This window comes from Paenibacillus sp. J31R109, assembly GCF_059692055.1.
In genome coordinates this window covers 13405-26578 of sequence record NZ_JCAUAR010000030.1, presented here as the reverse complement: position 1 = coordinate 26578, position 13174 = coordinate 13405, and the positions used below count along the sequence as shown (strand labels likewise).

Genomic DNA, 13174 nt, shown 5'->3' with positions numbered 1-13174 from the left:
AATCGTTCTCGTTCTAAAGCTATGTTACTATTCGTTGACCCCAAGCTCGGTGCCCTCGATGTTTAGGTTTAATTTATCGCTTGTCACTTCGTCGTCGTCGTCAGCTTCACGCATTTCGATCTCTTCTTCGTCGCCAGATAGGATTTTAACATCCATACCTAAACTTTGAAGCTCCTTGATCAAAACTTTGAAGGATTCCGGAACGCCAGGTTCTGGAACGTTCTCGCCTTTGACAATGGATTCGTATGTTTTCACACGGCCCACAACGTCATCTGACTTAACGGTAAGAATTTCTTGCAATGTATAAGCAGCCCCATAAGCCTCGAGTGCCCATACCTCCATCTCCCCGAAACGTTGTCCACCGAACTGCGCTTTACCACCCAGCGGCTGCTGAGTAACAAGGGAGTAAGGTCCTGTGGAACGGGCATGGATTTTATCGTCAACCATGTGTGCTAGTTTAATCATGTACATAACGCCAACGGTTACTTCACGCTCGAAGGACTCTCCTGTACGACCATCGTACAGAATTGTTTTACCGCTACGCTGCATACCTGCTTCTTCCATCGCATCAAATACGTCATACTCACGCGCTCCGTCAAATACCGGTGTTGCAGCGTGGATACCGAGATACTTGGAAGCCATACCCAAGTGAACTTCAAGTACTTGACCGATGTTCATACGGGATGGAACCCCTAGTGGGTTAAGAACGACTTCAACCGGCGTACCATCTGGAAGGAAAGGCATATCTTCTTCAGGGAGAATACGTGCTACTACCCCTTTGTTACCGTGACGTCCCGCCATTTTGTCACCCTCGGAAATTTTCCGTTTTTGAGCGATATAGACACGAACGAGTTGGTTAACACCAGGAGGCAGCTCATCGCCGTTCTCACGCGTAAATACTTTCACATCAACAACGATACCATCTGTACCATGCGGTACGCGCAGGGACGTGTCACGAACCTCACGAGCCTTCTCACCGAAGATGGCGTGCAGCAATCTTTCTTCCGCTGTCAATTCCGTTACACCTTTCGGTGTTACTTTACCAACAAGGATGTCGCCAGCACCGATTTCAGCACCAACACGGATGATTCCGCGCTCATCAAGATTCTTAAGTGCGTCTTCCCCTACGTTCGGGATGTCGCGAGTAATTTCTTCTGGTCCTAGCTTCGTATCACGAGCCTCGGACTCGTATTCCTCGATATGGATTGAAGTGTACACATCTTCTTTAACTAGCTTTTGGGATAACAAGATCGCATCCTCATAGTTGTAACCTTCCCAAGTCATGAAAGCTACGACTACGTTACGTCCAAGTGCCAATTCGCCTTGTTCTGTCGATGGTCCATCTGCAAGAATATCGCCCGCTTTAATCAATTGGCCCTTTTTAACAATCGGACGTTGATTAATGCAAGTACCTTGGTTGGAACGCATAAACTTGTGAAGCTTGTATTTAACGATATTGCCGCTGACTAGTTTGCCATCCACCATTTCCTGGCGACGCAACCAAATTTCATTCGCAGCAGCTTTCTCAATAATTCCATCAAATTTGGAGACAATACATACTCCCGAGTCCTTAGCAACTTTGTGCTCCATACCTGTACCTACAAGCGGCGCTTTAGGAATTAGAAGTGGAACAGCTTGACGTTGCATGTTGGAACCCATCAACGCACGGTTGGAGTCATCATTTTCAAGGAACGGGATCAACGCTGTCGCAACAGATACAACTTGTTTCGGAGAAACGTCCATGTAATCGACACGTTCAACCGGAAGTGTTAAGTTGTCATCTTTGTAACGAACGATAATCGCATCTTCAACGAATTTGTTATCTTCCGTCAACTTCGCATTCGCTTGCGCGATAACGTAGTTATCTTCTTCATCAGCTGTCAGGTAAGCGATTTGGTCTGTAACCAAGCCTGTCTTTGGATCTACCCAACGGTAAGGTGCTTCAATGAAGCCATACTCGTTAATACGGGCAAACGTGGACAAGGAGTTGATCAAACCAATGTTCGGTCCCTCAGGCGTCTCAATAGGACACATACGGCCATAGTGAGAGTGATGCACGTCACGAACTTCCATCCCTGCGCGCTCTCTCGTCAAACCGCCGGGCCCGAGTGCAGATAGACGTCTTTTGTGCGTCAACTCAGCAAGCGGATTCGTTTGGTCCATAAATTGAGATAGCTGGGAGCTACCAAAGAACTCTTTGATCGACGCGATAACAGGACGAATGTTGATCAATGCTTGCGGCGTGATCACGTTAGCGTCTTGAATCGACATACGTTCACGAACAACACGTTCCATACGGGAAAGGCCGATACGGAATTGATTTTGAAGCAATTCACCTACAGAACGAAGTCTACGGTTACCAAGATGGTCGATATCATCCGTATTTCCAATACCATGCAGTAAGTTAATAAAGTAGTTAATGGAGGAAATGATATCGGCAGGCGTGATGTTCTTGACAGCTTTATCAATAACACCGTTAGAAATAACCTTAACTACCTTGCCTTCTTCTGTTGGTGAGTAAACGTTAATGCACTGAACAGGAATTGTATCCGCGCCAGTAACACCTTTTGGAATTGTAAACTCTTTATATCCCGCACCTTTTTCAATAAAAGGAAGGATTTCATCAAGCACACGACGATCCAACAATTGCCCAGCTTCAGCAATGATTTCTCCCGTTTCGGAATCTACCAAAGTTTCAGCTAAACGTTGATTGAACAAACGGTTTTTGATGTGTAATTTTTTATTAATTTTGTAGCGACCTACGTTCGCTAAATCGTAACGCTTCGGATCAAAGAAACGAGCAACGATCAAGCTTCTTGCATTATCAAGTGTAGGCGGCTCACCTGGACGAAGACGCTCATAGATTTCGATTAACGCTTTTTCCGTAGAATCCGTGTTATCTTTATCTAGCGTGTTACGAATATATTCGTTATCGCCAAGAAGATCTAGAATTTCAGCATCCGTACCAAATCCTAATGAACGAAGCAATACGGTAACTGGAATTTTACGCGTGCGATCGATACGAACATAGATGATATCCTTCGCATCTGTCTCCAACTCCAGCCATGCTCCACGGTTCGGAATCACTGTTGCTGTGTAAGTTTTTTTGCCGTTTTTATCCACTTTCGTGCTATAATAAACACTGGGAGAACGAACGAGCTGGGAGACGATTACACGCTCCGCACCGTTAATAATGAACGTTCCCGTATCAGTCATAATAGGGAAATCCCCCATGAACACTTCTTGTTCCTTGACCTCACCGGTTTCCTTATTAATCAAACGGACTTTGACTCTTAACGGCGCCGCATATGTTACGTCGCGTTCTTTGGATTCATCAACCGAATACTTAGGATCGCCTAAGCTATAGTCAATAAACTCCAGTACTAGGTTCCCTGTAAAATCCTGAATCGGGGAGATATCCTGAAACATCTCACGAAGTCCCTCTTCCAAAAACCACTCATACGATTTTTGCTGGATTTCAATCAGGTTTGGAATGCCCAGAACCTCATTAATTCGTGCATAAGTCCTGCGTTTACGTCGTCCAAATTGAACAAGATGTCCCGCCAACTTTCATTCACCCCTCAACTCTACTCAATAAATAAAAAGAAAGAAGAAAAACTTCGACCGACGTACACTCAGGACGCCTCCGTTAGTGGAGCCCGTCCGAATTAAGCGACTGTATGGATGAAGGTTTTTTTCTGTATTCAATAAGACTTTATCAAGAATTTCTTCCCATCCTGTTAGAATTTCCCAAAATTCAAACATTATACGTCACTCGTTCGAATTTTATTCATATTGGCCGAAAAAAAGACTTGACATTTTTACCAACTAAAGACATGTGTCCCATCTTAATACTGACATTTTTTAATAATATCACATTTGAAATGTCAAGTCAAACAAATTCCCACGTATATTCCCAGACTTTATTTCGTTGCCTTGAGAATTCGGTAACCTTTATCCTTCGAAACCTCGACCACTTCGTTATACATGGATTCCAGTTTCTTCACGGCTGATGGCGAGCCTTGTTTCTTCTGTATAACAACCCACAGGGAGCCTCCGTCTTTCAAACAATCGTGCGCCTGTTCGAAAATCCGATGAACCGTTTCTTTCCCAGCGCGAATTGGCGGATTGGTTAACACAGCGTCGAACTTTTGATCTTTTACACGTTCCAACAAATCGCTTTGTAGAATCGTGACATTCGTAATGCCGTTTCGCCGCGCATTTTCTAGCGAAAGTTCAACTGCTCTTTCATTAATGTCGACCATTGTCACATGACCTTTCGGGCACATCACCGCTGCACTTAACCCCATTGGTCCGTAGCCACAGCCAACATCTAGAACACTTGCATCATCCGATAACGCCATTGTTTCTATTAAATGCTTGCTCCCGTAATCAACGCCTTTTTTCGAAAACACACCCGCATCCGTTAGAAACGTAAATGTCTTACCTCGAAGTATTTCCTGCGTAGTATGAACATCACTCTTTACGGTTGGTCGTTGTGTGTAATAATGCTCTGACACGATTGAATTCCCTCCTTTTTTACCTATAGGAAAATCCAATAACCACGTGCGTTCCTAAGGCTTTCCTAAGGGTAAAAACTTAGGTACTATAATGTTGAAAAAAACCTCTTGAAGTCAAGCTTCAAGAGGTTTCCTAAGAAAAAGAATTACTTAACTTCTACGGAAGCGCCAGCTTCAGTAAGCTTAGCTTTAACAGCGTCTGCTTCTTCTTGGCTAACTTTTTCTTTAACTGCTTTTGGAGCTCCGTCAACAAGGTCTTTCGCTTCTTTCAGGCCAAGACCTGTGATTTCGCGAACTACTTTGATTACGTTGATTTTGGATGCGCCAGCGCTTGTCAAGATAACGTCAAACTCAGTTTGAGCTTCTTCTACTGCTGCTGCTGCGCCGCCTGCTGCTACTGGAGCTGCTGCAGTTACGCCAAACTCTTCTTCAATTGCTTTAACCAGGTCGTTCAATTCCAAGATTGTCATGCCTTTGATTGCTTCTAGGATCGTTGCATTTGTGCTCATGGTTAAACCTCCATTATCGTTAATAAATTATTTTTGGGTTGTAAAACATTCCGTACATGAAAATTAAGCTTGACCTTCAGCTTCTTTTTTCTCTGCAACTGCTTTAACAGCAAGAGCAAAGTTACGAACTGGAGCTTGAAGAACGCTAAGCAACATGGAGAGAAGACCATCTCTGGATGGAAGTTCTGCAAGTGCTTTAATTTGATCGTATCCAACTACGCGGCCTTCGACCACGCCACCTTTTACGCTCAATTTATCATTCTTTTTCGCAAATTCAGTCAAGATTTTCGCTGGAGCAACTAGATCGTCTTTGCTGAAAGCAATAGCAGTTGGACCAGTTAGGTACTCATCCAATGCGCTTAGTTCAGCATTTGCCGATGCGCGTCTAGCCAACGAGTTCTTGAGAACTACGAATTCAATACCAGCTTCGCGCAAGCTTTTGCGTAGCTGTGTTACTTGAGCTACGTTCAAACCACGGTAGTCCGCTATGATTGTAGAAGCACTAGCTTTAAACTTCTCAGTTACTTCAGCTACTGCTTGTTCTTTCTCTGCAAGAATTTTCGCGTTTGCCATAGTACACCTCACTTCTTATGCATTTATCTTTCAAGAACGCAAACAGTAGGAGCGTTAGCATTTCTTATCTATGAATAAGAAATGCCTTCGTAGACGCTACGAAGGCATGATGTGTTCACTTTTTCCCTGATGTACAAAGAAATCGTTATATATATCATAACACCTCGGTAGGAAATTAAGCTTTGCAGCACCTACTGTCTACGGTTTGCATATTCATTTTTAGGACCTTTGATAGAGTATCACGCCCAGCAACCGAAGTCAACTGGTAGCTTTTACTTATCTGAAGGATGACAGGTTCACACGTACGCTTGGACCCATTGTGGAAGATACAGCAATGTTCTTCAGGTAAACACCTTTAGCCGCTGCTGGTTTCGCACGAACAAGTGCATCAACCAATGCTTTGAAGTTTTCGTTCAACTTGTCTGCATCGAAAGATACTTTACCAAGTGGAGCATGGATTTGGCCTGCTTTATCAAGACGGTATTCGATTTTACCAGCTTTGATCTCTTGAACAGCTTTGGTAACGTCGAAAGTAACTGTTCCTGCTTTAGGGTTTGGCATTAAACCTTTACCCCCGAGGATACGACCCAGTTTACCAACTTCGCTCATCATGTCCGGAGTAGCTACGCAAACATCGAACTCGAACCAACCTTGTTGAATTTTGTTGATCATGTCTGCATCACCAACAAAATCTGCACCAGCTGCTTCAGCCTCTTTTGCTTTCTCGCCTTTTGCAAATACGAGAACGCGTTTTGTTTTACCAGTACCGTGTGGAAGTACAACGACACCACGAACAGCCTGATCTTGTTTTCTTGGGTCTACACCCAGACGAACTGCAACATCTACAGTTTCATCAAATTTAGCAGGAGCTGTTTTCTTAACAAGCTCGATTGCTTCTGACGGATCATACAAAGTTTCAGCATTTACAAGCTGAGCTACTTCGCGGTATTTTTTACCGTGTTTAGGCATAATATTTATCCTCCTTAGTGGTATTAGCGGATAATCCTCCCACCGAGCGACCTCCATGTTTTCGTAGAAAACACTTCTGTAGGCTTCGAGCTTACACAGTCGCATTCCTTGCGGAATTAATCTTCGATGACGATTCCCATGCTGCGAGCAGTACCCTCAACCATACGCATTGCAGCCTCAACGGATGCAGCATTTAGGTCAGGCATTTTTTGTTCAGCGATTTCGCGAACTTTAGCGCGTTTCACAGTTGCAACTTTCTTCTTGTTCGGTTCGCCTGATCCTTTTTCGATACCAGCAACGACGCGAAGTAGAACTGCAGCCGGAGGCGTTTTAGTGATAAATGTAAAGGAACGGTCCTCGAATACTGTGATTTCAACCGGAATGATTAGACCAACTTGATCCGCAGTACGAGCGTTAAACTCTTTACAGAAAGCCATGATGTTCACACCTGCTTGACCCAATGCTGGACCGATCGGTGGTGCTGGATTTGCTTTCGCAGCTTGAACTTGAAGCTTCACGATTTTAATAACCTTTTTTGCCATGATAGACACCTCCTTGCAGTAATATAGGAGTCTTCGACGAATCAAAGCCTCGCTATTCAAAGATCTAAGCGATCCCACTAACGTAGGTCTATCCCAAGGAATAGACCTGGTAGAGCCTTTTGGTTGTCACGTTCTTAGAGTTTCTCAACTTGGTCGAAATCGAGCTCAAGCGGTGTTTCTCTTCCGAACATGTTGACATGCACCTTCAGTTTCCCCTTATCGGCAATAATCTCTTCGACAGAGCCAACAAAGTTCGCAAATGGACCAACCTTAACGCGCACAGTCTCTTTGAGTTCGAAGTCAATAACTTCCTTCGGCTCTTCCATTCCCATATGCTTAAGAATTGATTCAACTTCTTCAGGTAACAATGCAGTTGGTTTAGAGCCGGATCCTGTAGAACCTACAAATCCAGTCACTCCTGGCGTATTACGTACTACGTACCAAGAGTCGTCCGTTTGAATCATTTCCACAAGAACATACCCTGGATAAACTTTACGCATGACAACTTTCTTCTTGCCATCCTTGTTCACCAGTTCTTCTTCCATAGGCACAAGCACACGGAAGATCTTGTCCGTCATTTCCATAGACTCAACGCGCTTCTCTAAGTTGGCTTTCACTTTGTTCTCATACCCTGAATAGGTATGTACGACGTACCATCTTTTTTCCATGAATAAATTCACCTATAGTCCTGTTTATTTAAAAACAAGGCGCAGCAACTCAGAAATTCCTAGATCCAGCACAAAAAAATAAATAGCAACAAAAGTTACTGTACCTATAACGACAAGCGTATAAGTAGTCATCTCTTTGCGACTTGGCCACTTGACCTTTTTGAGTTCTGACCAACTGTCGGTGAAGAAGGAAAAAGTGGATCCGAAGCTTTGTCTCATTCTAGCCAAGAACGCCACAAACTACACCTCCAAAGAACTACCTAGTCTCGCGATGAGCAGTATGTTCATTGCAAAATTTGCAATATTTCTTCAACTCAATACGGTCGGGATTGTTGCGCTTATTTTTAGTGGATGCATAGTTTCTTTGTTTGCAATTTGTGCACGCTAATGTGATGATGACCCGCATGATGTACACCTCCTACAGACACTTTCTAATTAAAGCCCTTCTAAGCGCATCAAAAAGAAAGCGACTTTTAGGGCTACCTGAAGTACTTTATCACAACTGTCCCCCGAGTGTCAAGGTAGAAGTCTCACAAATGCAATAGTATCACCAGTATAGGCTGTCCCGCGGGTTACTAAACATGTACAGAAAGAAAAACACCCGTACAGCACTCGCGGCACGGGCATTTCTATAAATCTCTAACTTCTAAATACCGCTCAAGCTTGCGCTTAACACGTTGGAGAGCATTGTCAATTGACTTCACATGGCGATCGAGATCTACAGCAATTTCTTGGTAGGATCTGCCATCGAGATAGAGCATAAGAACTCTACGCTCTAAGTCGCTTAAAATTTCTCCCATTTTATCTTCAAGTCCCGTAAACTCTTCTTGATTAATAACCAGTTCCTCGGGATCTGTTACCCGGGAGCCGCTAATCACATCGAGCAGCGTACGATCAGAATCTTCATCATAGATGGGCTTATCCAAGGACACGTAGGAATTAAGAGGAATGTGCTTTTGACGAGTTGCTGTCTTAATCGCCGTGATGATCTGTCGTGTAATGCACAGTTCAGCAAAGGCTTTAAATGAAGCAAGCTTGTCTCCTCGGAAGTCACGAATAGATTTATATAAACCTATCATTCCCTCCTGCACAATATCTTCTCGGTCTGCACCTATCAAAAAATAAGACCGCGCTTTCGCACGAACAAAATTCTTATATTTATTGATAAGATATTCCAAAGCTTCGCTACTGCCTTCACGGACTGCTTCGACAATGTCTTCATCTGGCTTGAGGTCATAATCATACATTCTCAGTTCTTTGAGGTCGACACTCACCAACAATCCCTCCGGCCTGCAAGACTACCCAGATTTCACTATAAAAGTTAGGTTAAGTATACATGATGAAATCTCACACCGTCAACGGGGAACCCCACCATTTCTAGCATTTGGAGGATTACTCTCCTCTTCGCATCCGCTCAAACTGCGCTTTCATTTCGTCGCTCAGCTTGCCATTGAATGGATTGCGTTTGGTTGTTGTCTCTGGCACAATGCGTTCTCGGACCTCTTTACGGTTCTGTTTGATTTTCACTAGCAATTCCTTCGCCGGCATCCGGAGAGCCCCTTTGCCAAATATGACATGTTGCTCTATCATATCTGATGTCGCTACGAATATTTCCTTGCGCCGCCCCATTAGACTTGTAACTAAGCGCTCGATTCGCTCATCAGCGGTTTCCTTCTCTTTGGTATAGAGCACGGCCAGTTTATTCTGCACATATTTCTTTCCCAGACCAGGTACCATGTAGGCATCAAAAACCAAGTAGACTTTCATTCCTGAAAAGGATTGAAACTCTGCAAGCATATGGATCAGACCGTCACGCGCACCCTCAAGATCGGTATCCTTTAATTTACTTAACTCAGGCCAGGCTCCGATAATATTGTAGCCATCTACAATTAGGATCTGTTCCATCCCAATTAGCTCTTATTGCGCTGTCTTACCACTTCATACATCAATACACCCGCGGCAACGGAGGCATTCAACGAATTAACATGTCCGGCCATTGGCAGCTTAACTAAGAAGTCGCATCTTTCTTTAATGAGTCGCCCAACACCTTTACCCTCATTCCCAATAACTAAGGCAATCGGAATTGTAAAATTAGCTTTATACACATCCTGAGCAGCCGAAACATCCGTTCCTGCAACCCACACGCCTTGTTCTTTCAGTAGTTCTATCGTTTGAGCGATGTTCGTTACACGGGCAACAGGTACATATTCAACGGCACCAGCCGAGGTTTTGGAAACCGTCGCTGTCAAGCCTACGGAGCGGCGCTTCGGAATAATCACACCATGAACCCCCGTACAATCTGCTGTTCGCAGAATGGACCCTAGGTTATGCGGATCTTCGATTTCATCTAGAATCAAAATGAATGGCTCTTGGCCAAGGGCCTTCGCTTTGGCTAAAATATCTTCAACCTCCACATACGCATACGCTGCAACTTGTGCAACGACACCTTGATGTTGGAGCCCTTCTGCCATTTGATCCAGCTTACGCTTGTCCGTAAACTGAACGATAATACCTAGATTTTTGGCTTCTGCCACAATCGGTCCTGCGAATTGCTTCTGAGCACCCTCGGCAATCCATATTTTATTAATCGTCCTTCCAGCTCGAAGCGCCTCCATTACGGAGTGCTTCCCGCCGATAATATCTTCATCCATTCTAATTCCTCCTAAAGGTACACACGAATGCTTGTTTATGGCTGTTTGGGGCCATACGAGATCGCAAAGTCTAATATCTCTTTCAATCGCTCATAAGATTGTTTGTAATATAAATATCCGATTAAGCACTCAAACGCGGTGCTGTGCCGGTATTCCAGCACATCCGCGTTTTTCGCTGTTGTTCCTGACTTGGCATTTCGTCCCCGCTTCACGATATCTACTTCTTCTTCTGTTAGTGTTGGCATCAACGCAGTCAATAATTTAGATTGCGCTTTGGCTGAGACAAATCCCGTAGAAGCCTTGTGCAAGTGGTTCGGACGATGGTTAGCCCCAGAGATGACATATTGCCGGATATAGACTTCATACACCGCATCCCCAATATAGGCCAACACAAGCGGATTTAATAAATTCGGACTTTTGGAAGGCGGAAAAGCAAATAGGTTAGCGCAATCTTGATTCGTTTCACTCATTTGCGGCGCCAGCGTATACCTTGTGGTGTATCTTCAAGGAATATCCCCTTCTCTGTTAGCAAATCACGAATTTCATCCGCGCGAGCCCAATTCTTCGTTTTGCGCGATTCCGTACGTTCGACGATCAACTGTTCAATCTCTTCATCTAGCAATTCATCTGCTTGCTGCGTAAGAATGCCCAGCGTTGCATCGAATGCCTCTAACTGCGCCATGTATAACTTTAATGCATCTGCATTGACCCGCTCCTGTTGCAGATACAAGTTCGCTTCCGCAACGAGATCAAATACCGCGGTAATGGCATCCGGCGTATTGAAGTCATCATTCATTTTCTCCACAAATTGATTCGAAATCGCCTGCAATTTATCTGCGATACCCGTTTCAACTTCGCCTGTCTCCGATGCAGTAGCAAGGCGGTGCTTCATATTGTCGTACGCATTTTGAATCCGTTCCAACGCATTAGCTGCTTGCTTCAAGCTCTCATCGCTGAAGTTTAGCGGATTCCGATAGTGCGCGGATAACATAAAGAAACGGAATACTTGCGGTTTAATTTGTTTAACCAGATCTCGGATCAAAATACCGTTTCCGAGTGATTTCGACATTTTCTCATTATCGATATTCAGAAAAGCATTGTGCAACCAATAATTGGCCATTGGATGACCGGTTACCGCTTCGGTTTGCGCAATCTCACATTCGTGGTGAGGGAACGTCAAATCTTGCCCGCCTCCATGAATATCAATCGTTTCACCCAAATATTTGCGCACCATTGCGGAGCACTCAATATGCCAGCCTGGGCGACCTTGCCCCCAAGGGCTATCCCAATAAATCTCGCCTGGCTTCGCCGCTTTCCATAGGACAAAGTCCTGAGGATTCTCTTTGCGCTCATCCACCTCAATACGAATCCCGTGCTGAAGTTCTTCCAAATTTTGCTTAGAGAGCTTGCCGTAATCCGTGAATTTCTGCGTTCTATAATACACATCGCCACGCGCTTCATACGCGAAATCTTTCTCCACAAGCGCAGCAATGAAATCGATAATCTCTTGAATATTTTCCGTTACACGCGGATTCAGCGTAGCATCATGAACACCCAGGGCTTGGATATCTTCTAAGAAAGCCGCGATGAACGTTTCGGCAAGCTCTGGCACGGAAACCGCCATCTCCTCGGCTTTCCGAATCATTTTATCATCCACATCTGTAAAATTCGTTATATACGTGACTTCATACTGCTGCGACTCCAAATAACGACGAACAACGTCGAAAAATATAACAGGCCGGCCGTTACCAATATGAATGTAGTTATAGACCGTTGGACCACATACGTACATCTTCACTTTACCAGGCTCAATGGGAACAAACTCTTCCTTCTTGCGAGTTAACGTATTATATACTTTGAGTGTCATGTTCTCCTCAATTCTCCATTCTTCTTCCGTTCTTCTTCAAGCTGGTATTTCAAATCATTGATTTGACTCTGTAATTCTTGGAAAATATCGACGATCGGATCGGGCAAATTACCATGATCCAATCTATTCACACGGACGCCGTCCCGCTTCACAATCTTGGCAGGAACGGTTACAACCGTACTATTGGAAGGAACCTCGCGAATAACAACTGCATTAGGGCCAATACGTGCATTTTCACCTACAAGGAAGGATCCGAGAACTTTGGCTCCAGACCCAATAACTACATTATTGCCAATTGTTGGGTGTCTCTTACCTATTTCTTTCCCTGTTCCCCCTAAAGTAACTCCTTGATAAAGGATGACATCATCCCCGATCTCACAGGTTTCCCCGATAACAACACCCATTCCATGATCAATAAACAACCTTTTGCCGATCGTTGCTCCTGGATGAATTTCGATCCCTGTCATGAACCGGCTAATTTGTGAAACGATACGTGCCAGGGTATACATCCTTCTTTTGTAAAACCAATGCCCAATCCGATGTGCCCAGATCGCATGAAGGCCCGAATACGTAAATACAACCTCAAACCAACTGCGTGCGGCAGGGTCGTTATCGAATACGGCGGATATATCAGATTTGATCGTTGACCACATATGCTCACCTACTTGCCTAGAATAATGGGATAAAATAAAAAAAGCCCCTGCAGCCCTAAGGCTGCAGAGGCGTGGTTATCGCGGTTCCACTCTGCTTGGTGACTCGGAAGTCTCCCAACTCAAAATCCCGTAACGTGGGTGTTCCGGCTGCACCTACCCTACTCATGGTGAGTATTCGGCGCGGCTGCTCCCAGGTGCATTTCTGATTACAAGGATTGGATA

At 44.4% G+C, this 13174-nt stretch carries 15 protein-coding genes and 1 other annotated feature; all 15 genes read right to left on the bottom strand.

From position 1 onward, the window contains the following. Window positions 1-27 precede the first annotated feature (27 nt). Window positions 28-3567 carry a DNA-directed RNA polymerase subunit beta gene (gene rpoB / locus AC58QT_RS33980; protein ID WP_497412840.1) on the bottom strand — a complete coding sequence of 1180 codons (3540 nt, stop codon included), beginning with the start codon at window positions 3565-3567 and terminating at the stop codon, window positions 28-30. 356 nt (window positions 3568-3923) lie between these two features. Beyond that, entirely contained in the window at window positions 3924-4520 is a 597-nt protein-coding gene (locus tag AC58QT_RS33975) for a class I SAM-dependent methyltransferase (protein WP_497412839.1), read from the bottom strand. Window positions 4521-4666: 146 nt separating this feature from the next. Continuing rightward, window positions 4667-5029, bottom strand: a complete 363-nt coding sequence (rplL, locus tag AC58QT_RS33970) for a 50S ribosomal protein L7/L12 (RefSeq protein WP_497412838.1) — start codon at window positions 5027-5029, stop codon at window positions 4667-4669. Between the two features lie 63 nt (window positions 5030-5092). After that, window positions 5093-5602: a 50S ribosomal protein L10 gene (gene rplJ / locus AC58QT_RS33965; protein WP_068661872.1), complete on the bottom strand. Its 510-nt coding sequence runs from the start codon at window positions 5600-5602 to the stop codon at window positions 5093-5095. A gap of 68 nt (window positions 5603-5670) precedes the next feature. Further along, window positions 5671-5824 (bottom strand) — a sequence feature (ribosomal protein L10 leader region). 54 nt (window positions 5825-5878) lie between these two features. Beyond that, window positions 5879-6571 carry a 50S ribosomal protein L1 gene (rplA, locus tag AC58QT_RS33960; protein ID WP_028557507.1) on the bottom strand — a complete coding sequence of 231 codons (693 nt, stop codon included), beginning with the start codon at window positions 6569-6571 and terminating at the stop codon, window positions 5879-5881. Between the two features lie 116 nt (window positions 6572-6687). Continuing rightward, complete coding sequence (gene rplK / locus AC58QT_RS33955; RefSeq protein ID WP_028557508.1) at window positions 6688-7113, bottom strand: 50S ribosomal protein L11; 426 nt, start codon at window positions 7111-7113, stop codon at window positions 6688-6690. A 134-nt stretch (window positions 7114-7247) separates the two neighbouring features. Then, complete coding sequence (nusG, locus tag AC58QT_RS33950; RefSeq protein ID WP_028557509.1) at window positions 7248-7781, bottom strand: transcription termination/antitermination protein NusG; 534 nt, start codon at window positions 7779-7781, stop codon at window positions 7248-7250. Window positions 7782-7805: 24 nt separating this feature from the next. Continuing rightward, window positions 7806-8018 carry a preprotein translocase subunit SecE gene (gene secE, locus AC58QT_RS33945; protein WP_047683213.1) on the bottom strand — a complete coding sequence of 71 codons (213 nt, stop codon included), beginning with the start codon at window positions 8016-8018 and terminating at the stop codon, window positions 7806-7808. 19 nt (window positions 8019-8037) lie between these two features. Beyond that, window positions 8038-8187: a 50S ribosomal protein L33 gene (gene rpmG, locus AC58QT_RS33940; protein ID WP_079418041.1), complete on the bottom strand. Its 150-nt coding sequence runs from the start codon at window positions 8185-8187 to the stop codon at window positions 8038-8040. A gap of 223 nt (window positions 8188-8410) precedes the next feature. After that, the gene (gene sigH / locus AC58QT_RS33935; RefSeq protein WP_028557511.1) at window positions 8411-9055 is read right to left on the bottom strand and encodes an RNA polymerase sporulation sigma factor SigH; all 645 of its coding nucleotides are present in this window, start codon (window positions 9053-9055) and stop codon (window positions 8411-8413) included. Between the two features lie 118 nt (window positions 9056-9173). Continuing rightward, entirely contained in the window at window positions 9174-9686 is a 513-nt protein-coding gene (locus AC58QT_RS33930) for an NYN domain-containing protein (protein ID WP_497289185.1), read from the bottom strand. A gap of 5 nt (window positions 9687-9691) precedes the next feature. Then, a complete protein-coding gene (gene rlmB, locus AC58QT_RS33925) occupies window positions 9692-10432 on the bottom strand; it encodes a 23S rRNA (guanosine(2251)-2'-O)-methyltransferase RlmB (RefSeq protein WP_497412837.1) in 741 nt (246 codons plus the stop codon). Between the two features lie 35 nt (window positions 10433-10467). Further along, complete coding sequence (locus tag AC58QT_RS33920; RefSeq protein WP_497412836.1) at window positions 10468-10902, bottom strand: Mini-ribonuclease 3; 435 nt, start codon at window positions 10900-10902, stop codon at window positions 10468-10470. Beyond that, a complete protein-coding gene (gene cysS, locus AC58QT_RS33915) occupies window positions 10899-12299 on the bottom strand; it encodes a cysteine--tRNA ligase (protein WP_497412835.1) in 1401 nt (466 codons plus the stop codon). The genes AC58QT_RS33920 and cysS overlap by 4 nt, the downstream gene beginning before the upstream one ends. Beyond that, window positions 12296-12952 carry a serine O-acetyltransferase gene (cysE, locus tag AC58QT_RS33910; RefSeq protein ID WP_310502680.1) on the bottom strand — a complete coding sequence of 219 codons (657 nt, stop codon included), beginning with the start codon at window positions 12950-12952 and terminating at the stop codon, window positions 12296-12298. The genes cysS and cysE overlap by 4 nt, the downstream gene beginning before the upstream one ends. Window positions 12953-13174: the final 222 nt, after the last annotated feature.